The 17,772-nt window shown below is 65.5% G+C and carries 18 protein-coding genes; 11 read left to right on the top strand and 7 right to left on the bottom strand.

Going from position 1 to position 17,772, the window contains the following annotated elements:
* Positions 1 to 122: 122 nt before the first annotated feature.
* Together AC4HIX_RS09760 and AC4HIX_RS09755 are read left to right on the top strand one after the other, a co-directional pair.
* Positions 123 to 1,514: a trypsin-like peptidase domain-containing protein gene (locus AC4HIX_RS09760; RefSeq protein WP_490398850.1), complete on the top strand. Its 1,392-nt coding sequence runs from the start codon at positions 123 to 125 to the stop codon at positions 1,512 to 1,514.
* Positions 1,514 to 2,836, top strand: a complete 1,323-nt coding sequence (locus AC4HIX_RS09755; protein WP_490398849.1) for a replication-associated recombination protein A — start codon at positions 1,514 to 1,516, stop codon at positions 2,834 to 2,836. The genes AC4HIX_RS09760 and AC4HIX_RS09755 overlap by 1 nt, the downstream gene beginning before the upstream one ends.
* Before the next feature lie 69 nt (positions 2,837 to 2,905).
* Here AC4HIX_RS09755 and AC4HIX_RS09750 read toward each other — a convergent pair whose 3' ends face one another.
* On the bottom strand, positions 2,906 to 3,946 hold the full coding sequence (locus tag AC4HIX_RS09750) for a serine hydrolase domain-containing protein (protein ID WP_490398848.1): 1,041 nt from the start codon (positions 3,944 to 3,946) through the stop codon (positions 2,906 to 2,908).
* 119 nt (positions 3,947 to 4,065) lie between these two features.
* Here AC4HIX_RS09750 and crcB point away from each other — a divergent pair, with 119 nt between their 5' ends.
* From crcB to AC4HIX_RS09710, 8 genes are all read left to right on the top strand, one after another.
* Entirely contained in the window at positions 4,066 to 4,446 is a 381-nt protein-coding gene (gene crcB / locus AC4HIX_RS09745) for a fluoride efflux transporter CrcB (protein WP_475049334.1), read from the top strand.
* On the top strand, positions 4,443 to 5,489 hold the full coding sequence (locus AC4HIX_RS09740) for an RluA family pseudouridine synthase (RefSeq protein WP_490398847.1): 1,047 nt from the start codon (positions 4,443 to 4,445) through the stop codon (positions 5,487 to 5,489). Before crcB ends, AC4HIX_RS09740 begins: the two co-directional genes overlap by 4 nt.
* On the top strand, positions 5,486 to 6,154 hold the full coding sequence (locus AC4HIX_RS09735) for an HAD-IA family hydrolase (RefSeq protein WP_490398846.1): 669 nt from the start codon (positions 5,486 to 5,488) through the stop codon (positions 6,152 to 6,154). Before AC4HIX_RS09740 ends, AC4HIX_RS09735 begins: the two co-directional genes overlap by 4 nt.
* Before the next feature lie 3 nt (positions 6,155 to 6,157).
* The gene (locus AC4HIX_RS09730) at positions 6,158 to 6,862 is read left to right on the top strand and encodes an ATP12 family chaperone protein (protein ID WP_490398845.1); all 705 of its coding nucleotides are present in this window, start codon (positions 6,158 to 6,160) and stop codon (positions 6,860 to 6,862) included.
* 231 nt (positions 6,863 to 7,093) lie between these two features.
* Positions 7,094 to 8,110 carry an amino acid ABC transporter substrate-binding protein gene (locus AC4HIX_RS09725; protein ID WP_475049341.1) on the top strand — a complete coding sequence of 339 codons (1,017 nt, stop codon included), beginning with the start codon at positions 7,094 to 7,096 and terminating at the stop codon, positions 8,108 to 8,110.
* Positions 8,111 to 8,237: 127 nt separating this feature from the next.
* The gene (locus AC4HIX_RS09720; RefSeq protein ID WP_475049344.1) at positions 8,238 to 9,470 is read left to right on the top strand and encodes an amino acid ABC transporter permease; all 1,233 of its coding nucleotides are present in this window, start codon (positions 8,238 to 8,240) and stop codon (positions 9,468 to 9,470) included.
* Between the two features lie 3 nt (positions 9,471 to 9,473).
* Positions 9,474 to 10,772: an amino acid ABC transporter permease gene (locus AC4HIX_RS09715; RefSeq protein WP_490398844.1), complete on the top strand. Its 1,299-nt coding sequence runs from the start codon at positions 9,474 to 9,476 to the stop codon at positions 10,770 to 10,772.
* A gap of 12 nt (positions 10,773 to 10,784) precedes the next feature.
* Complete coding sequence (locus AC4HIX_RS09710; protein ID WP_475049347.1) at positions 10,785 to 11,576, top strand: amino acid ABC transporter ATP-binding protein; 792 nt, start codon at positions 10,785 to 10,787, stop codon at positions 11,574 to 11,576.
* Positions 11,577 to 11,664: 88 nt separating this feature from the next.
* Here AC4HIX_RS09710 and AC4HIX_RS09705 read toward each other — a convergent pair whose 3' ends face one another.
* The 5 genes from AC4HIX_RS09705 to argB all read right to left on the bottom strand — a co-directional run bounded on the left by AC4HIX_RS09705 (position 11,665) and on the right by argB (position 15,346).
* Entirely contained in the window at positions 11,665 to 12,117 is a 453-nt protein-coding gene (locus AC4HIX_RS09705; RefSeq protein ID WP_490398843.1) for a DUF411 domain-containing protein, read from the bottom strand.
* A 108-nt stretch (positions 12,118 to 12,225) separates the two neighbouring features.
* A complete protein-coding gene (locus tag AC4HIX_RS09700) occupies positions 12,226 to 12,723 on the bottom strand; it encodes a SixA phosphatase family protein (RefSeq protein WP_475049351.1) in 498 nt (165 codons plus the stop codon).
* Positions 12,720 to 13,421 (bottom strand): ferredoxin, encoded by a 702-nt coding sequence (locus tag AC4HIX_RS09695; protein ID WP_490398842.1) that lies wholly within the window; start codon positions 13,419 to 13,421, stop codon positions 12,720 to 12,722. The genes AC4HIX_RS09700 and AC4HIX_RS09695 overlap by 4 nt, the downstream gene beginning before the upstream one ends.
* 107 nt (positions 13,422 to 13,528) lie before the next feature.
* Positions 13,529 to 14,323 carry a sterol desaturase family protein gene (locus tag AC4HIX_RS09690; protein WP_490398875.1) on the bottom strand — a complete coding sequence of 265 codons (795 nt, stop codon included), beginning with the start codon at positions 14,321 to 14,323 and terminating at the stop codon, positions 13,529 to 13,531.
* Between the two features lie 162 nt (positions 14,324 to 14,485).
* Entirely contained in the window at positions 14,486 to 15,346 is an 861-nt protein-coding gene (argB, locus tag AC4HIX_RS09685) for an acetylglutamate kinase (protein WP_475049355.1), read from the bottom strand.
* 134 nt (positions 15,347 to 15,480) lie between these two features.
* On the opposite strand from argB, the gene AC4HIX_RS09680 reads away from it, so the two are divergent.
* The gene (locus AC4HIX_RS09680; RefSeq protein WP_027235503.1) at positions 15,481 to 16,209 is read left to right on the top strand and encodes an SDR family NAD(P)-dependent oxidoreductase; all 729 of its coding nucleotides are present in this window, start codon (positions 15,481 to 15,483) and stop codon (positions 16,207 to 16,209) included.
* Between the two features lie 110 nt (positions 16,210 to 16,319).
* On the opposite strand, the gene AC4HIX_RS09675 is transcribed toward AC4HIX_RS09680, so the two are convergent.
* Positions 16,320 to 17,717, bottom strand: coding sequence for a PepSY-associated TM helix domain-containing protein (locus tag AC4HIX_RS09675; protein ID WP_490398841.1), 1,398 nt, complete (start codon positions 17,715 to 17,717; stop codon positions 16,320 to 16,322).
* Between the last annotated feature and the right edge of the window lie 55 nt (positions 17,718 to 17,772).

The following is a 17,772-nucleotide window of genomic DNA, read 5'->3' as shown; positions in this document are numbered from 1 at the left end:
CCTCTTACATCAAGCCTGCGGGGCAGCGCCCCTGCGCTCCCGCACCGGCCTGGGGCCTCTCCCGTCTTGCAATCCGCGCGCGCACTCCGCATATCCTTCGGGCAACATCTGCTGGAGCCCCCATGATCCGTCCCGCGCTGACCGCCCTTGCCATCGTTCTTGCCCTGCCTGCCGCCGCCGAAACCCGGGTGCCGCAGAGCCAGGCGGAGATTGCGCTGGGGTTTGCGCCGCTGGTCAAGGAAGCGGCGCCGGCGGTGGTGAACATCTACGCCAAGGTGGTGCGCCAGGTGCAGCAGCGCCGCCGCTCGCCGTTCATGAACGACCCGTTCTTCGATGATTTCTTCCGCGGCTTTGCCGAGCCGCAGCCGCGGGTAGAGAACTCGCTGGGGTCGGGTGTGATCCTGTCGGCGGACGGCATCGTGGTGTCGAACTTCCACGTTGTCGGCAGTGCCACCGAAATCCGCGTGGTGACCGCGGACCGGCGCGAATACAATGCGCGGGTGATCCTGGGCGACAAGGCCAGCGACCTGGCGATCCTGCAGCTGGAAGAGGCCGAAGACCTGCCGTATCTGGAACTGCGCGACAGCGACCAGGTGCAGGTGGGCGAGCTGGCGCTGGCGATCGGCAACCCGTTCGGGGTGGGGCAGACCGTCAGCAGCGGCATCATCTCAGGGCTCGCGCGCACCGGCATGGGGGCGGGCGACGGCTTTGGCTACTACATCCAGACCGACGCGCCGATCAACCCGGGCAACTCCGGCGGCGCGCTGATTGACGTCAATGGCGATCTCATTGGCATCAACACCCGCATCCTGTCGCGTTCCGGCGGCTCCAACGGCATCGGCTTTGCCATTCCCGCCAACCTGGTGGCGGAATTCGTCAATCAGGCCAGGGACGGCGCGGAGGAGTTCCAGCGCCCCTGGGCCGGCATGGCGGGGCAGCCGGTGGATGCGGATCTGGCGGCCTCCCTGGGGATGGATGTGCCGGAGGGCATGGTGGTCTCCGACCTGCACCGGGAAAGCCCCTTTGCCAAGGCGGGGTTCAAGGTGGGCGACGTGATCACCCATGTGGACGGTGAGGTGGTGAATTCACCGTCCGAGATGGTGTTCCGCATGTCGGTGGCGGGGCTTGGGGATATGTCTGTCATCACCCGCCTGCGCGGCAATGAGCGGCAGGAGATCGAGGTGCCGATGATCACGGCCCCCGACCAGCCCCCCGCCAATCCGGTGCAGCTGGATGAGAAAACCGCGCTGCCCGGGCTGACCGTGGCGCGCATCAATCCGCAGGTGATCAGCCGCCTTGGCCTGCCCTTGTCGGCGGAGGGCGTGGTGGTCACCGATCCCGGGCCTTATGCCGGGCGCGGCGGCGTGCAGGCGGGCGACCAGCTGCTGGCCGTGAATGGCCAGGAAGTGACCAGCACCGATGACGTTTATGCAATTCTCGCGGGCAGCACCCGCTGGATCCAGCTGGATCTGAACCGGCGCGGCCGCCACATGGCGCTGAGGTTCCGGCTCTGATGGCGGATCTGTTCGGCAGCCCCGCGTCCGCGGACAGCGAAGCGCAGCAGCCCGCGCCCAACCGGCCGCTGGCCGACCGGCTGCGGCCGCAGTCGCTGGGCGATGTGATCGGCCAGGCCCAAGTGCTGGGGCCGGAGGCGCCGTTGGGCGTGATGCTGGCCTCTGGCTCCTTGTCGTCGCTGATCTTCTGGGGGCCGCCGGGGGTGGGCAAGACCACCATCGCGCGGCTGCTGGCCAAGGAAACCGACCTGCATTTCGTGCAGATCTCGGCGATCTTCACCGGGGTGCCGGAGCTGCGCAAGGTGTTTGAGGCCGCCAGGATCCGCCGCCAGAACGGGCAGGGCACGCTGCTGTTCGTGGATGAGATCCACCGCTTCAACAAGGCCCAGCAGGACGGCTTCCTGCCGCATATGGAGGATGGCACCATCCTCCTGGTCGGGGCGACAACGGAAAACCCCTCGTTTGAGCTCAATGCCGCTGTGCTCAGCCGCAGCCAGGTGCTGGTGCTGGAGCGGCTGTCGCTTGCCGATCTCGAACGCCTGACCCAGCGCGCCGAGAAGGAGCTGGGCCGCGCCCTGCCGCTGAATGGCGATGCCCGCGATGCGCTGCATGAGATGGCCGATGGCGACGGGCGGGCGCTTCTCAATCTTATCGAGCAGGTTGCTGCCTGGAAAGTGGACGCCCCGCTGGGGCGCGAGGCGCTGTCGGCCCGGCTGATGCGCCGCGCGGCCAAGTTCGACAAGTCCGGCGACGAGCATTACAACCTGATCTCCGCTCTGCACAAATCCATTCGCGGCTCCGACCCGGATGCAGCGCTTTACTGGCTGGCGCGGATGCTGGAGGGCGGCGAGGACCCGCGGTTTCTGGCCCGGCGGCTGACAATGATGTCGACCGAGGACATCGGCATGGCTGACCCGCAGGCCAATACCGTCTGCCTCAATGCTTGGCAGACTTATGAGCGCCTTGGCAGCCCCGAAGGCGAACTGGCGCTCGCCAATGCCGCGGTCTATCTGGCGCTGGCACCGAAATCCAATGCAGTTTACGTGGGCATCAAGGCGGCGCGGCGGCTGGCCAAACAGACCGGCAGCGCACCGCCGCCCAAGCATATCCTGAACGCGCCGACCAAGCTGATGGCGGAGCAGGGTTACGGAGACGGCTATGCCTATGATCATGACGCGGAGGACGGCTTCTCCGGCCAGAACTACTTCCCGGACGGGGTGAAGCGGCCGGTGCTGTACCAGCCGGTGGAGCGCGGGTTCGAGCGCGAGCTGAAGCGGCGCACGGACTACTTCGCGAACCTCAGGATGAAGCGGAACAAGTGAAGCGGGTTTTCCGCCGGAAAGCCGCTGCCTCCGGCGGGAGTATTTGGAGAAAGATGAAGGGGCTGGCGGCTAGCGCCTCAGATTCGGCAGGACGTGTTCGGTAAGCACCGCGACCGGCACCTGCCAGGCGTCGGGCTGGTTGTAATTGCCCGCCTGGATCACCACCACGGTGCCTGTTTGCCGCCCGATGGTCAGCCGCTGGCCGCCGTTGCCAAAACCCGAAGCCCAGACCGGCGGGCTGCCTTCCGGGGCCAGCCACCACTGGTAGCCATAGCGCAGATCACCGGTATCGGCTTGCGGGGTGAAGCTTTGCTCCAGCCAGGCAGCGGGCACGATTTGCCTGTCCCCGTAGCGGCCGCCGTCAGCGATCATCCCGCCGATCCGGGCCAGGCCCGGGGCCGTCAGCCGCAGGCCGGAGGCGGCGGCGGGTTTGCCGTCCAGCCCGTTTGCCCAGTCCGCCCGGGCAATGCCCAGCGGGGCGAACAGGTATTCGGCTGCAAATTCATCCAGCGCCATGCCGCTGCCGCGGGTGATCAGCTCGCCCAGCAGCGCGGTGGCGCCGCCGGAATAGACCCATTGGGTGCCGGGCGCGGCTGCAACCGGGCGCGACAGCACATAGCGGATCCGGTCGCCGGAACGCTCCATCGCAATCTCGGAGTTCCTGGGGTCGCTGTAGGGCAGGCTTTCGTCCCACGCGAGCCCCAGCTGCATGGTCAGCGCATCCTCAACCGTGATCGCATCGCGTTCCGGGCTGGCGAGACCGGCATGTTCCGGGAACTGGGCCAGCAACGGGGCCTCGGGCGGCGGCACCAGCCCTTGCGCCAGCGCGATGCCGTAGAGCAGGCTGACAATGCTCTTGCTGACCGAACGCAGGTCGTGCAGTTCCTCCGGGCCGAACTGGCGGTTGCCCAGGGGGGTGCCCCAGCGCTCATCCCGGCCAGTGAAATAGATCTCTGCCAGGGTTTCGCCCTGCCGCTGCACCAGGACGCCGTGCAGGCCGGGCAGTTTGCCCGCGTCAAAGGCGGATTGCAGCGAGTCTTCGATGTCTCCGCCGGAGGCGGCGGTGGCAGCCATGGCAGCAGCCAGGGCCAGCGGGCGCAGCAGGAGCATTATAAAATCCTTTCCGAAAATCCCTTTGATGTTCCAAGTGGGGCAGGGGGCGGAGCCCTGCAAGCGCTGCAATACGGGGAAAACTTGACATCCCGGCGCACCCGCGCGACAGGACGGGGATGATTTCTTCGGTTTCCATGGTGGCCCTTGGCGGCGCAATCGGGGCGGTGTGCCGCTATCTGGCCGGGCTGGGCATCATCCGGGTCCTGGGGCACCATGACTTTCCGGTGGCGATCCTGACGGTGAACATTCTCGGCTCCTTCCTGATGGGGATGTTCGTGGTGGCGGCGGCCTTGCGGGACCTGACGTGGGCAAGCCCCCTGGTGATGACCGGGCTGATGGGCGGGTTCACCACCTTCTCGGCGTTCTCGCTGGAGACCGCCAACCTGATCGAGCGCGGCGCCTTCGGGCAGGCGGCGCTGTACGTATGTTTGTCCGTGGGCCTGTCGGTCGGCGGTCTGTTTCTGGGCCTGATGGCTGCAAGAGGAGTGTTCGCATGAGCGGCGTTCAGATGATTACCGTCAGCGAAGACGACGGCGGCCAGCGTATTGACCGCTGGCTGCGGCGGCTGTTTCCGCATGTGAACCAGGGCCGCATTGAGAAGATGTGCCGCAAGGGCGAACTGCGGCTGGATGGCGGCCGCGTGAAGGCCAATACCCGCGTCGAGGCGGGGCAGGTGGTGCGGGTGCCGCCGCTGGCGGACAGCGACCTGAAACCGGCCGAGCCGCGCCAGATGCGGGTTTCGGACGCGGATGCCAGGATGATCCAGTCTTGCGTCATCTACCGAGACGATGATGTGATCGTGCTGAACAAGCCAGCCGGGCTGGCAGTACAAGGCGGCTCCGGCACCACCAAGCACGTGGACGGCTTGGCCGAGGCGCTGAAGTTCGGGCTGGAGGAAAAGCCCAAGCTGGTGCACCGGATCGACAAGGACACCTCCGGCGTGCTGGTGCTGGCGCGCAACCGCAAGGCGGCGCAGGCGCTGACCGCCGCCTTCCGCCACAAGAACACCCGCAAGATTTACTGGGCCTTGGTGGCCGGCGTGCCGACGCCGTACCTGGGCGAGATCAAGAACGGGCTGGTGAAGGCGCCGGGCCACGGCAAGTCCGGCGAAGGCGAGAAGATGATCAACGTGCATCCGCGCGACATCGACGACACGCCGGGCGCCAAGCGGGCGCATACGCTCTATGCCACGCTCTACCGCGTGGCCAGCCGCGCCGCATGGGTGGCGATGGAGCCGATCACCGGCCGCACCCACCAGCTGCGCGCGCATATGTCGGGCATGGGCCATCCGATTGCGGGCGACGGCAAATACGGCGGCTCGGGCCAGGAGAACCTGGGCGACGGCTGGGGCGCGCAGATCGGCGGGGTGATCTCCAAGAAGCTGCACCTGCACGCGCGCCGGATGGTGTTTGAGCATCCGGTCACGCATAAGCAGATCTCAGTGGTGGCGCCGCTGCCGGAGCATATGAAGGAAAGCTGGGACACCTTCGGCTGGACCGAGGACCTGGCAGCCGACGACCCGTTCGAGGATCTGAAGTGAGCTCACCGCTGCGGCTGATCCTGTTTGACGTCGATGGCACCCTGGCGGACAGCCAGGGAGCGATCACCGGCGCGATGGCTGAGGCGTTTCAGGGCGCCGGCCTGGAGGTGCCGCAGCGCGAGGCGATTCTGTCGATCGTCGGGCTGTCGCTGCCGCTGGCAATGCAGGAGCTGGCGCCGGAGCAGGACGCCGCTACCGTTGACGTGCTGGTGGAGGGCTACAAGTCCTCTTACATGGCCTCCCGCCAGGCTGCGGGCGCAGCGCATTCGCCGCTTTACCCCGGTGCCCGCGAGGCGCTGATGGAACTGCACGCGGTGCCTGAGTATCTGCTGGGCGTGGCCACCGGCAAATCCCAGCGCGGGGTGGAGGCGCTGATCGCGGCGCACGGGCTTGACTGTTTCGTGACCCGGCAGGTGGCCGATCACCACCCGTCCAAGCCGCACCCCTCGATGGTGCTGACAGCGATGGCGGAAACCGGGGTGGACCGGACAAGCACCGTGATGATCGGCGACACGCGGTTCGACATTGAGATGGGGCGCGCAGCGGGGGTAACCACCATCGCAGTGCCCTGGGGATACCATCCGGCAGAGACATTGGGCGCCGATTACCTGATCCGCGACTTCGCGGAGCTGCGCCCGCTGCTGGCAGAGATCTGGAAAGGCTAAGAGATGAGCGGCTGGGCACAGAAACGGTTCTGGAAAGAGGTTTCGGTTGCAGAGACCGGTGACGGGTTCGCGGTGGAGCTGGACGGCCGCCGGGTCAAGACACCGGCCAAGGCACCGCTGGCGGTGCCCACGCGGGCGATGGCCGAGGCCATCGCCGCCGAGTGGGACGCGCAGACCGAATCAGTTGACCCGTCTGCCATGCCCTGCACCCGCTCGGCGAACGCCGCGATTGACAAGGTGACACATCAGCACAGCGAAGTTGCCGCCATGCTGGCCGAATACGGCGATTCCGATCTGCTGTGCTACCGCGCTGACACTCCGGTTGAGTTGACGTCGCGTCAAGCGCAGGAATGGGACCCGGCGCTGGACTGGGCGGCAGAGGCGCTGGGGGTGCGGCTGCAGCCGCGCACCGGCGTGCTGCACCAGCCGCAGGACGCTGCGGCGCTGGCAGCGCTGGCGGAGAAGGTTCTTGCCATGAACCCGTTCCAGCTGGCTGCATTCCACGATTTGGTAGGGATTTCCGGCTCTTTGATCCTGGGATTTGCCGCCGCGCACGGCTGGCGCAGCGCCGATGAGATCTGGCTGCTGTCGCGGCTGGACGAGCGCTGGCAGGAAGAGCAGTGGGGCGAGGACGAGGAGGCCGCGGCGGCCGCCGAAGTCAAACGGCAGGAATTTCTGCACGCCAAACGGTTCTTTGATTTTTCCTGAGAGAACAGAAAATTACCATTTCGCCCCGCGAGGAGTAAAATTTTTTACTCCCGGGGCATTTGTGCGCATCGCGCCCATCGAAATTCCTGATCCCGCACTTGACGTTTGTTGATGAATGCGCCCACACTTGGGCGCGAAAAAGGGGTAAACCCTTCTTCGGTCTCATTTCCGGCGGGGGATCGCCGGGTAATAAGAACCGCCGTACAGGCGGACTATCAGGAAGAGGTAAAAATGAAAAAAACCGTATTTTTGGGCGCTCTGACCGTTGCTGGTCTGGCGGCTGGCGCAGCTGCTGCCGGCACGCTGGATGACGTGAAGGCCCGCGGCAAGCTGAACTGCGGCGTCACCACCGGCCTGGTCGGATTTGCGGCCCCGAATGCGAATGGCGAATGGGAAGGTTTTGACGTTGCCGTCTGCCGTGCTGTGGCTGCAGCCGTGCTGGGCGACTCGACCGCTGTTGAATTCGTGCCGACCACCGGCAAGACCCGCTTCACCGCGCTGGCCTCCGGCGAGATCGACATGCTGGCACGCAACACCACCTGGACCTTCTCGCGCGACGTCGACCTGAAGTTCGAATTCGTGGGCGTGAACTACTACGACGGCCAGGGCTTCATGGTCCCGAAAGATCTGGGCGTGTCCTCGGCCAAGGAACTGGACGGCGCCACCGTCTGCATCCAGACCGGCACCACCACCGAGCTGAACCTGGCGGACTTCTTCCGCTCCAACAACATCTCGTATGAGCCGGTTCCGATCGAAACCAACGCCGAAGCGCAGCAGCAGTACCTGGCGGGCGCCTGTGACGTCTACACCACCGACGCCTCCGGCCTGGCCGCAACCCGCGCCACCTTCGACGATCCGTCGGGCCACGTGATCCTGCCGGAAATCATCTCCAAGGAGCCGCTGGGCCCGCTGGTCCGCCACGGCGACCACGAGTGGGGCGACGTCGTCCGCTGGACCCTGATGTCGCTGATCGCAGCTGAAGAGCTGGGCATCACCTCGGCCAACATCAGCGAAATGGCAGCCGGCACCGACAATCCGGAAATCAACCGCCTGCTGGGCAGCGAAGGCACCCTGGGCGAGATGCTGGGCCTGGATGCCACCTGGGCGCAAAAAGCCGTCGCAGCCAACGGCAACTACGGTGAGATCTTTGCCAAGACCATCGGCGAAGACACTCCGGTCGGCCTGGCCCGCGGCCTGAACGCACAGTGGACCGAAGGCGGCCTGCTGTACGCTCCGCCGTTCCGCTAAACATACCACCGGGAGGGGCGCAGGAATTTCCTGCGCCCTTTTCCTATCTGAAAAAAAGCTCCGGTCCAATGCGGAGCGGCGATAAACGCCGCCAGGACAAAAAACCGGAGCCAGGGGATCACAATACATGTCAACGCTTACTGACCCGCCGAACGAAGGTTTTCGGCTGTCTATGCTCATTAACGATACGCGCTACCGGTCACTGACCTTCCAGGTGATTGCGGCGATCGTTCTGGCCCTGTGTATCTGGTATCTGGGCAACAACCTGATCCAGAACCTGCGGGCTGCCGGGCTCAATATTTCCTACACCTTCCTTGGCGACTCGGCCGGATACGACATCAACCAGACCCTGGTTGAATACGACAGCCAGTCCAGCCACGCGCGCGCCGCGCTGGTCGGGTTGCTGAACACGCTGCTCGTCGCCTTCCTGGCCTGTATCACTGCAACCGTCTTCGGGGTGATCGCAGGGGTTCTGAGGCTCTCCAACAACTGGCTCGTCTCCAAGCTGATGGCGGTCTACGTGGAGATTTTCCGGAATATCCCGGTGCTGATCTGGATCATCATCATCTTCACCATCATGACGGCAGTGCTGCCGGGGCCGCGGGCTTTCCGGGGCGACGATCCGGCCGCAAGCATGCTGTTCGATGCCTTCGCCTTCACCAACCGCGGGATCTACACGCCGCTGCCCTGGTTCCAGAACGGGATCTTTGCCAGCACCGCGATGAACTGGCTGCTGATCCTGGCCGGTTTTGGCCTGTCCTGGGTGGTGGCGCATCAGATCAATGTCCGGGCCAACCACAAGCAGGAAGCCACCGGTGTCCGCCCCAAAACCCTGCTGCCGATCCTCGCAGCCTGGCTGGTGCCGTTCCTGGCGCTGACACTGATCATGGGGCTGACCTGGGAATACCCTGAGCTGAAGGGCTTCAACTTCAGCGGCGGCATCAAGATTGGCGGCCCGCTGATCGCGCTGTGGTTCGCGCTGTCGATCTACACCGGCGCCTTCATCGCGGAAAACGTCCGGGCCGGCATCCAGGCGGTGTCCAAGGGCCAGACCGAGGCCGCGGCCGCGCTGGGCCTGCGCCCGCGCCGGGTGATGAACCTGGTGGTTCTGCCGCAGGCGCTGCGGGTCATCATCCCGCCGCTGATCTCGCAGTTCCTCAACATCACCAAGAACTCCTCGCTCGCCATCGCCGTGGGCTATGCGGATATCACCGCAACCCTTGGCGGGATCACCCTGAACCAGACCGGCCGCGCCATTGAGTGCGTGCTGCTCCTGATGCTGTTCTACCTGACGGCTTCGCTGGTGATCTCGATGGTGATGAACGTCTACAACGCATCTGTGAAGCTGAAGGAGCGCTGAGACATGAGCGATACACACGCACAAACCGTCGCCTTTGTCCGCGAAACCCAGATCCCGCCGGCCCCGCCGCCGACGTCGGAAACCGGCGTGGTGAAATGGCTGCGCGAGAACCTGTTCTCCAATGCTGCGAACTCGGCGCTTACCATCGTGGCGCTGGCAGTGATCTACATGGTGCTGCAAAACACCCTGCCGTGGATTCTGAACGGGGTTTGGACCACAAACTCGCTGGCCGAATGCCGTGAAGTGCTGCAAGGCAAGGCCGGGGCCTGTTTCTCGGTGCTGACCGAGCGCTGGAACCAGCTGCTGTACGGCTTCAAGTATCCCACTGACGCCTATTGGCGTCCCAACCTCGCCCTGGTTCTGCTGCTGGTCGCGGCGGCGCCGGTGCTGTTCTTCGATCTGCCGCGCAAGCTGCTGATCTTTACCGCTGTCTACCCGTTCCTGGCATTCTGGCTGATCTGGGGCGGCACGCTGATGGTGCCGGTGGTGGCGCTGCTGGGCTTTGCCGCGGCCGCGGCCGTGTTCCAGAAGTTCGGCAAGAGCAGCTTTGCAATCGGCTTCTTCGGGGCCATCGCAGCGGCGTTTGCGGTCTGGATCATAGGCGGAATGCTGATCCCGGAAGGCGCGTCGGAGAACGCCTGGCTGTCGCCGGTGCCTTCGCGCGACCTGGGCGGCTTCATGCTGAACCTGATGCTGGGCGTGACCTGTGTGTCGCTGTCGCTGCCGCTGGGCATCGCGCTGGCGCTGGGCCGCCAGTCGGACATGCCGCTGATCAAGTGGATGTGCGTCATCTTCATCGAGTTCGTGCGCGGCGTGCCGCTGATCACCCTGCTGTTCGTGGCATCGGTGATGCTGGCCTACTTCTTCCCGCCGGAAAGCACGGTCGACCTGTTCCTGCGCGTGGTGATCATGATCACCATGTTCTCCGCGGCCTATATTGCCGAGGTGATCCGCGGCGGTCTCGCTGCGCTTCCGAAGGGACAGTATGAGGCGGCTGACAGCCTTGGCCTGGATTACCCCCAGGCGATGCGGCTGATCATCCTGCCGCAGGCGCTGAAGATCTCGATCCCGGGCATCGTGAACGTGGCCGTGGGCCTCTTCAAGGACACCACCCTGGTCTCGGTCATCTCGATGTTCGACCTGGTCGGCATGATCCGCGGTCCGATCCTCGCCTCCACCGAGTGGAACGGGGTGTACTGGGAGCTTCTGGGCTTTGCCGCGCTTCTGTTCTTCGTCGTCTGCTACGGCATTTCTCAATATTCACAGTGGCTCGAGCGCCGTCTCGCCACCGATCACCGTTAAGGAGTTCAACACATGTCTGAACTTATGTCCGACCGCGCAATCGACCGCTCCAAAATGCAGGTGAGCGACGAGGTCGCCATCGAAATCTCCGGCATGAACAAGTGGTACGGTTCGTTCCACGTGCTGCGCGACATCAATCTGACCGTCAACCAGGGCGAGCGGATCGTCATCGCGGGCCCGTCGGGCTCCGGCAAGTCCACCCTGATCCGTTGCCTGAACGCGCTGGAAGAGCACCAGCAGGGCAAGATCGTGGTGGATGGCACCGAGCTGTCCAATGACCTCAAGAACATCGACAAGATCCGTTCCGAGGTTGGCATGGTGTTCCAGCACTTCAACCTGTTCCCGCATCTGACGATCCTGGAGAACTGCACCCTGGCGCCGATCTGGGTCCGCAAGACCCCCAAGAAAGAGGCAATCGACCGGGCGATGCATTTCCTGGAGAAGGTCAAGATCCCGGATCAGGCCCACAAGTATCCCGGCCAGTTGTCGGGCGGCCAGCAGCAGCGTGTGGCCATCGCGCGCTCGCTTTGCATGATGCCGCGCATCATGCTGTTCGATGAACCGACATCGGCGCTCGACCCGGAGATGATCAAGGAGGTCCTGGACACCATGATCGAGCTCGCGGAAGAAGGCATGACCATGCTCTGCGTGACCCACGAGATGGGCTTTGCCCGTCAGGTGGCGAACCGGGTGATCTTCATGGATGCGGGCCAGATCGTGGAACAGAACGAGCCGGAAGAGTTCTTCAACAACCCGAAGAGCGACCGCACCAAGCTGTTCCTCAGCCAGATCCTGGGTCACTGACAGCCGTACCCGCGGTGGGCGGAATCGCCCGCCCTGCGGGGCTTGGGAAGACAAAAAAGGCCGGGCGCAATGCCCGGCCTTTTTTTGTTCAGGAATGGCTTGCGAAGACTTCGGTGGTGCCGTCCGCCAGGATCAGCAGGGTATCGAACGCCTCGCGCTCATCCCCCATCTCCATCCCGGGCGAGCCGATCGGCATCCCCGGAACGGTCAGCCCGATGGCGACGGGCTGCTCTGCCAGCAGACGCTTGATATCACCCGCCGGAACATGGCCTTCGATCACGTAGCCGCCGGCCATTGCGGTGTGGCAGGAGGATAAGTCGCTGGTGATCCCCAGCCGTTCCTTTATGGCCCACAGCTCCTCATCTGCCACATTGCGCACCTCAGTCTGAAAACCGGCGGCGGCCAGGCCGTCGGCCCAGGCAGTGCAGCAGCCGCAGGTTGGCGACTTCATGATGCGCACGGTCTCCGCCGGCGCAGCAAAGCCCGGAAGGGCGGCGAAGGGCAGGGCGGCTGCGGCCAGCAGCAGGGTACGGCGGTGCATGGGTCTTCTCCAGTCCTCGCAAGGCGTGTCTCCGGCCGGAAATATAGGCCTGCCTGCGCAGCTGTGCCAGGGGACTCCCGCGCGGGATGCGCCAGCGTGCCGCAGCCGCTAGTCGCCCAGAAGCTCCCGCGGGACGGCGAAATCTATCGGTTTGCCGGTGCTCCAGCTCAGGTCCTTCCAGCTGCCGATATCGAACTCCGCCACCAGCGTCGCGCCGGTCGGGTAATCGTCAAATCGGGCATGGTCCGGCGGGGTGGCCACGATGGAATGGGCAAAGGCGGCAATGCCGGGGTTATGGCCAATCAGCATCACGCGGGGATGCTCGGCCTGACTGAGCACCTTGAACAGGATCTCCGAATTGGCGTGGTACAGGCGCTCGGTAAAGGCCGCAGGCACTCCCAGCTCCATCAGCTCATACGTCTCTCGGTTGCGCTGCGCAGAGGAAGCGATCACCTGATCCGGGACGTAGCCGTTACCGCGCAGCCAGTCGGCAATGGCCGGGGCCGAGCGGCGGCCCCGCTTGTTCAGCGGGCGGGCATGGTCGCTGGGCACATTGGTGTCCCAGGCGGATTTGGCGTGGCGGGTCAGGATCAAAGTGCAGGTCATTGCGGATGAAAATGCCTCATGTGATGTGCGGTTTGGGCGGGGTCCCGGCCGGCGGTGCGGCTCAGCGGGCAGGCCCGGCGGGCAAGGCAGCCGCCGGTCATGCAGCCGGCGCCTGCGCTGGTATCGAGATAGTCATGGCAGGCCGCCAGATCGTAGGGTCCCCCGTCCGCCAGTGCGGCGGCCGGGCATGCGGCCAGGCAGGGACGGGAGCGGCAGCTGTGGCAGGGTGACTCTGCCAAAGGCGGAGGGGGGATGTCAAATTCCTGTTCAAAGTGAAGGGCCCCCCGCAAGGAGATCAGCATGCCCGCCCGATCATGCACCATCATCTGTGACGGCGATGTGAAAAACCGCCCCGAAGCCAGCGCCCAGTTGATGAAAGGCGTGTAGGGCGGCCCGCCAAAAGGGTAATACGCGCAGCCGCCCAGGGCGTCTGCCAACGCGCCGATCACCCGCTGCGACCAGCGGTCCACCGGGTCCGGGGCGCCGTCTCTGTACTCCTGGCTGGCAGTGAAGCGCGGCCAGAACGCCGGGGCCGTGCCGAGCAGCACCAGGGTGCCGCCCTCCAGCGCCTCGACGGGCCGGCGCCGCGGATGCAGCGCGCCCTGAACCATGAGGCCGGAGTGCGCGGCTGCCGCGTCTATCTGCGCGTAATCAGGCCCGCCCCGGGCGGGAGCATCTGGCAAGTCGGTCAGGGTCATCTGCGGCATCCGGTCCGGTGGCATGAGGCGAGCCTAGCAGCGTGCAGCGCCCTTCCAGAGTGCAAAATCGTCCCGTAACCGCCTGCCGGCGTCTTCCTGCCTGTGTTTCAGCGGCGGCGGAACGGCAGCAAGAGGCTCCAGCCCAGCCGCGCGGGCCGCCCGTCCTGCCATTGCAGTCCTACGGTCATGCCATCATGCCCCTGGCCGGGCTGCGCCGTATAGGTGCCAAAGATCCGGTCCCAGACCGACAGGGCAAAGCCGTAGTTGCTGTCATGCTCGTGGCGATGGATTGAGTGATGCACCCGGTGCATGTCCGGCGTCACCAGCAGCAGCCGCAGCAGCCGGTCTGCCTTGGGCGGCAGCCGCAGGTTGGCATGATTGAAGAGCGCGGTGCCGTTCAGCAGGATCTCAAACAGCACCACCGCCAGGGCCGAGGGCCCCAGCAGATAGACCAGCCCGATCTTCAGCAGCATCGACAGGGCAATCTCCACCGGGTGAAACCGCACTGCGGTGGTCACATCCATGTCGCGGTCGGCGTGATGCACCCGGTGCAGCCGCCACAAAAGCGGCACCTTGTGGGTGATCAGATGCTGCAGCCAGATCGCAAAATCCAGCACCAGCACCGCCAGCAGCACCTCCAGCCAGCCGGGCCAGCGGACCGCATTCAGCAGCCCCCAGCCGTGCTCTGCCGCATCCAGCGCTGCCCCGGCCGCCAGCAGCGGCATCCCAAGCGCCAGGGCCCGCAGCGTCAGGACGTTCAGAACGGATATGGTCAGGTTGGCGGGCCAGCGCCGCTGCCGCGGCAGGCACCGGGCGCGCCGCGGCGCCCAGGCCTCTGCCGCTGCAAACAGCGCAAACAGCCCCAGGAAGGCCGCAAGGCGGATCAGGACTTCATGCTCCATGCCTTCAGCGATGCGCATGCAGCCGCAAAAAGCAACTCCGAACACCGCAGCCCACCGCCTGAACCAGGGATCCCCTGTTCATCTGGCCGAAAATATCCCGGGGTGAATTGGCCCAGGGGGCCAAGAGGGGCAGCGCCCCTCAGTCCCCTTGCGGCAGCCGCGTCAGGCGCGGATCATCGAGCCCGCGCCGTGGTCGGTGTAAAGCTCCAGCAGCACCGCGTTCTGCACCCGCCCGTCGACGATGGTGCAGGCGCGCACGCCGTTGCGCACCGCATCCAGCGCGGTTTCTGTCTTGGGGATCATTCCGCCCGCGATCACGCCGCTGGCGGTCATGTCTTCGACGTCCGCAGCCTTCAGCTCAGTCACCACGTCGCCCTCGGCGTTCTTTACGCCCGCCACATCGGTCAGCAGCAGCAGCCGGTCAGCAGTCAGCGCCTTGGCGATGGCGCCGGCGGCGGTGTCGCCGTTGATGTTGAAGGTCTCGCCATTGCGGCCGCCGCCGATCGGGGCGATCACCGGGATCATGTTCTTTTCAAACAGGCCATAGAGCACCTTGGGGTCCATCTCGGCCGGCGCGCCGACAAAGCCCAGGTCCGGGTCGGCCTGATCACAGGTGATCAGGTTCGCATCCTTGCCCGACAGCCCGACGGCGCGGCCACCTTGGCGGTTGATCGCCTGCACGATGCGCTTGTTGACGACGCCCGACAGCACCATCTCCACCACTTCCATGGTGGCGGCATCGGTGACCCGCTTGCCGTTCACGAAATCGGATTTGATCTGCAGCTTTTCCAGCATCGCGTTGATCATCGGCCCGCCGCCATGCACGATCACCGGGTTAACACCCACCTGCCGCATCAGCACGATGTCGCGGGCGAAGGTGTCCATCGCCTCGTCGCTGCCCATGGCGTGGCCGCCCAGCTTGATGACGACAATCGCCCCGGCAAAGCGCTGGAAATACGGCAGCGCGCTGGAGAGGGTTTCGGCGGTGGCAATCCAATCGCGGTTCATATCTTGTTTCTTCATTGCTGCATCATCCCTTGGCAGAGATGTGTTAAGGGGTTCCGCCGCCGCTGCCAAGGGTTGCGTTTGGCGCACCCCGTTGCGGATGGCTGTGCGGGTGCTAGGCTCAGGCCAGATTCTCACACAAGGAGTGCGCCATGCGCCAGAAGACTTTGCTGCTGACCGGCGCCAGCCGCGGCATCGGCCACGCCACCGTGCGCCGCTTCAATGCCGAGGGCTGGCGGGTGATCACCTGCTCGCGCCAGCCGTTCCCGCAGGAATGCCCCTGGGGCGGCGGCCAGGAGAACCACGTGCAGCTGGACCTGTCGGACCCGTCGGACACGATCAACGCGGTGGGCCAGATCCAGGAGCTGCTGGACGGGCGGCTGGACGCCTTGGTCAACAATGCGGGGATTTCGCCCAAGGGCCCGGACGGGGAGCGGCTCAATACCCTGAACACCGACCTGATGGACTGGGGCAAGGTGTTCCACGTGAACTTCTTTGCCTCGGTGGTACTGGCCCGGGGCCTCAAGGAGGAACTGGCGGCGGCGCAGGGCTCCGTGGTCAACGTGACTTCGATCGCGGGCAGCCGGGTGCATCCCTTTGCAGGCGCTGCCTATGCCACGTCGAAGGCGGCGCTGGCGGCGCTGACGCGGGAGATGGCGCATGACTTCGGGCCGATGGGGGTGCGGGTGAACGCGATTGCGCCGGGGGAGGTGGAAACCTCGATCCTGTCGCCCGGCACTGAAAAGATCGTCGCCAAGCTGCCGATGCAGCGGCTGGGCCAGCCGGAAGAGGTGGCGGCGGCGATCTATTTCCTGTGTTCGGAGGGCAGCTCCTACATCTCCGGCGCGGAGATCGAGGTGAACGGCGCGCAGCACGTGTAGTTGTAAACCTACCGCCCGGCCGTGAGGCCGGGCAGCGCCCGTCCCGCCCCCCACGGGGCGGGCGCTTCGCTTCCCACCCCGCCGGGACGGGCGCTGCCCTCCGTTTTGCTTCAGCTCACCGCCCGTTTCAGAACCGGCAGGTTGCCCAGCAGCAGCACGTCAAAGGCCAGCACCGCCAAGAGCGCCAGGCCGGTCAGCGGGAAGGCCAGCGACACCAGCACGGCAATTAGCGCAGCACCCTTCCAAAACGGCATCTCTGCCGGTTCCGGCGGGGCGGCCAGGCGGGCGGCGCCAGCGGGGCGGCGCTTGACCCACATCACCAGGCCGGAGACGCAGACAAAGATCACGGCCAGGCAGAACACCACGTTCAGGACAAAGCTCCAGGTGCCCATCAGTCCCATGTGGAAGGGCACGCTGACCGCCATCGCCTTACCCGCCCAGGAATAGTCATCATACTTCACGTCGGCGAGGATCTTGCCGCTGTACTGGTCCACATGCACCGTGCGGTCGATGAAGGGGCTGTCGCCGTCGCCGCTCATGCTGTCGCGGTTGATAGTCCACACACCCGTCTCACCGCCGGGGTAGGCGAGGCGGAAGCGGCCCTCCATCCCCAGGCTCCGGCCCAAAGCGATCAGGCTGGCGGCATCCACGGGGGCGCCTTCGGCCACGCCGGTGATCCCTGCGTCAGAGCCGGAGGCGGGCATCGGGGTCTGCTCCAGCGCCCAGGGCACATCGTTGGTGGACCCGTGGTTCATGCTGGCGTGAATGTCGTCGGACAGGGGCACGTTGTCCCATTTCGCTGCCGGGAAGGTGCTCCAGGCCTGCATCATCCGGCCGCCCCAGATGCCGGTCCACGACAGGCCCGAGATCAGGAAGATGACCAGCAGCGCCGACATCCAGAAGCCAGTGACCGCGTGGAGGCTCTTCCACAGGGCGCGGCCCTTGGCGCGGAGGTTCGGGACAAAAGCGCTGGCGGCATTGCCGCGCGGCCACCACAGGTAGAGACCGGTCAGCACCAGAACGAGGCCCAGGCCGGCGGCGATCTCGATCAGCCGGTCGCCGGTGTCGCCGATCAGCAGGGTGGAGTGGATATTGTCGGCCAGATCGTACCAGCCCGCGCGGCGGTCCCAGACCTCGATCACCTCGCCGCTGTACTGGTCCAGCGCTACCAAGCGCTGGCCCTCATCAGTTTTCACGCGGAACACGGCGGCCAGATCAGGGGCCTTGGGGCCGATCCATTCGGCGATGGTGCCGGGCTGGGCTGCCAGCACGGCGGCCTCCTGCGCAGGGATGCTCAGCTCGGCAGCGCCTTGGGTGACGGTGATCTTCTCGCCGTCGCGGCCGTCCACCTGGGTGATGAACATCATCATCAGCCCGGTCACTGCAAGCATGATCAGGAAGGGGATCACAAACAGGCCGGCATAGAAGTGCCAGCGCCAGGCGGCGAAGTAGAATTTCTCAGAAAGCGGGCGCGATTGGCCCGCGGAATGCGGTTGGCTGGTCGCCATTGGGTCTCTCCATATCGGAACGGGGCCGGGCGCGCGGGGCGCCGGCGTAAATGTC

This window comes from Leisingera sp., from assembly GCF_982940295.1.
Note: the sequence above shows the minus strand (reverse complement) of the source record. Positions and strands in the feature narration are given on the sequence as shown.

Coding starts and splice junctions, on each gene's coding strand:
- AC4HIX_RS09760 (WP_490398850.1), top strand. CDS start 123: ATGATCCGTCCCGCGCTGACCGCCCTTGCCATCGTTCTTGCCCTGCCT.
- AC4HIX_RS09755 (WP_490398849.1), top strand. CDS start 1,514: ATGGCGGATCTGTTCGGCAGCCCCGCGTCCGCGGACAGCGAAGCGCAG.
- AC4HIX_RS09750 (WP_490398848.1), bottom strand. CDS start 3,946: ATGCTCCTGCTGCGCCCGCTGGCCCTGGCTGCTGCCATGGCTGCCACC.
- crcB (WP_475049334.1), top strand. CDS start 4,066: ATGATTTCTTCGGTTTCCATGGTGGCCCTTGGCGGCGCAATCGGGGCG.
- AC4HIX_RS09740 (WP_490398847.1), top strand. CDS start 4,443: ATGAGCGGCGTTCAGATGATTACCGTCAGCGAAGACGACGGCGGCCAG.
- AC4HIX_RS09730 (WP_490398845.1), top strand. CDS start 6,158: ATGAGCGGCTGGGCACAGAAACGGTTCTGGAAAGAGGTTTCGGTTGCA.
- AC4HIX_RS09725 (WP_475049341.1), top strand. CDS start 7,094: ATGAAAAAAACCGTATTTTTGGGCGCTCTGACCGTTGCTGGTCTGGCG.
- AC4HIX_RS09720 (WP_475049344.1), top strand. CDS start 8,238: ATGTCAACGCTTACTGACCCGCCGAACGAAGGTTTTCGGCTGTCTATG.
- AC4HIX_RS09715 (WP_490398844.1), top strand. CDS start 9,474: ATGAGCGATACACACGCACAAACCGTCGCCTTTGTCCGCGAAACCCAG.
- AC4HIX_RS09710 (WP_475049347.1), top strand. CDS start 10,785: ATGTCTGAACTTATGTCCGACCGCGCAATCGACCGCTCCAAAATGCAG.
- AC4HIX_RS09705 (WP_490398843.1), bottom strand. CDS start 12,117: ATGCACCGCCGTACCCTGCTGCTGGCCGCAGCCGCCCTGCCCTTCGCC.
- AC4HIX_RS09700 (WP_475049351.1), bottom strand. CDS start 12,723: ATGACCTGCACTTTGATCCTGACCCGCCACGCCAAATCCGCCTGGGAC.
- AC4HIX_RS09695 (WP_490398842.1), bottom strand. CDS start 13,421: ATGACCCTGACCGACTTGCCAGATGCTCCCGCCCGGGGCGGGCCTGAT.
- AC4HIX_RS09690 (WP_490398875.1), bottom strand. CDS start 14,323: ATGGAGCATGAAGTCCTGATCCGCCTTGCGGCCTTCCTGGGGCTGTTT.
- argB (WP_475049355.1), bottom strand. CDS start 15,346: ATGAAGAAACAAGATATGAACCGCGATTGGATTGCCACCGCCGAAACC.
- AC4HIX_RS09680 (WP_027235503.1), top strand. CDS start 15,481: ATGCGCCAGAAGACTTTGCTGCTGACCGGCGCCAGCCGCGGCATCGGC.
- AC4HIX_RS09675 (WP_490398841.1), bottom strand. CDS start 17,717: ATGGCGACCAGCCAACCGCATTCCGCGGGCCAATCGCGCCCGCTTTCT.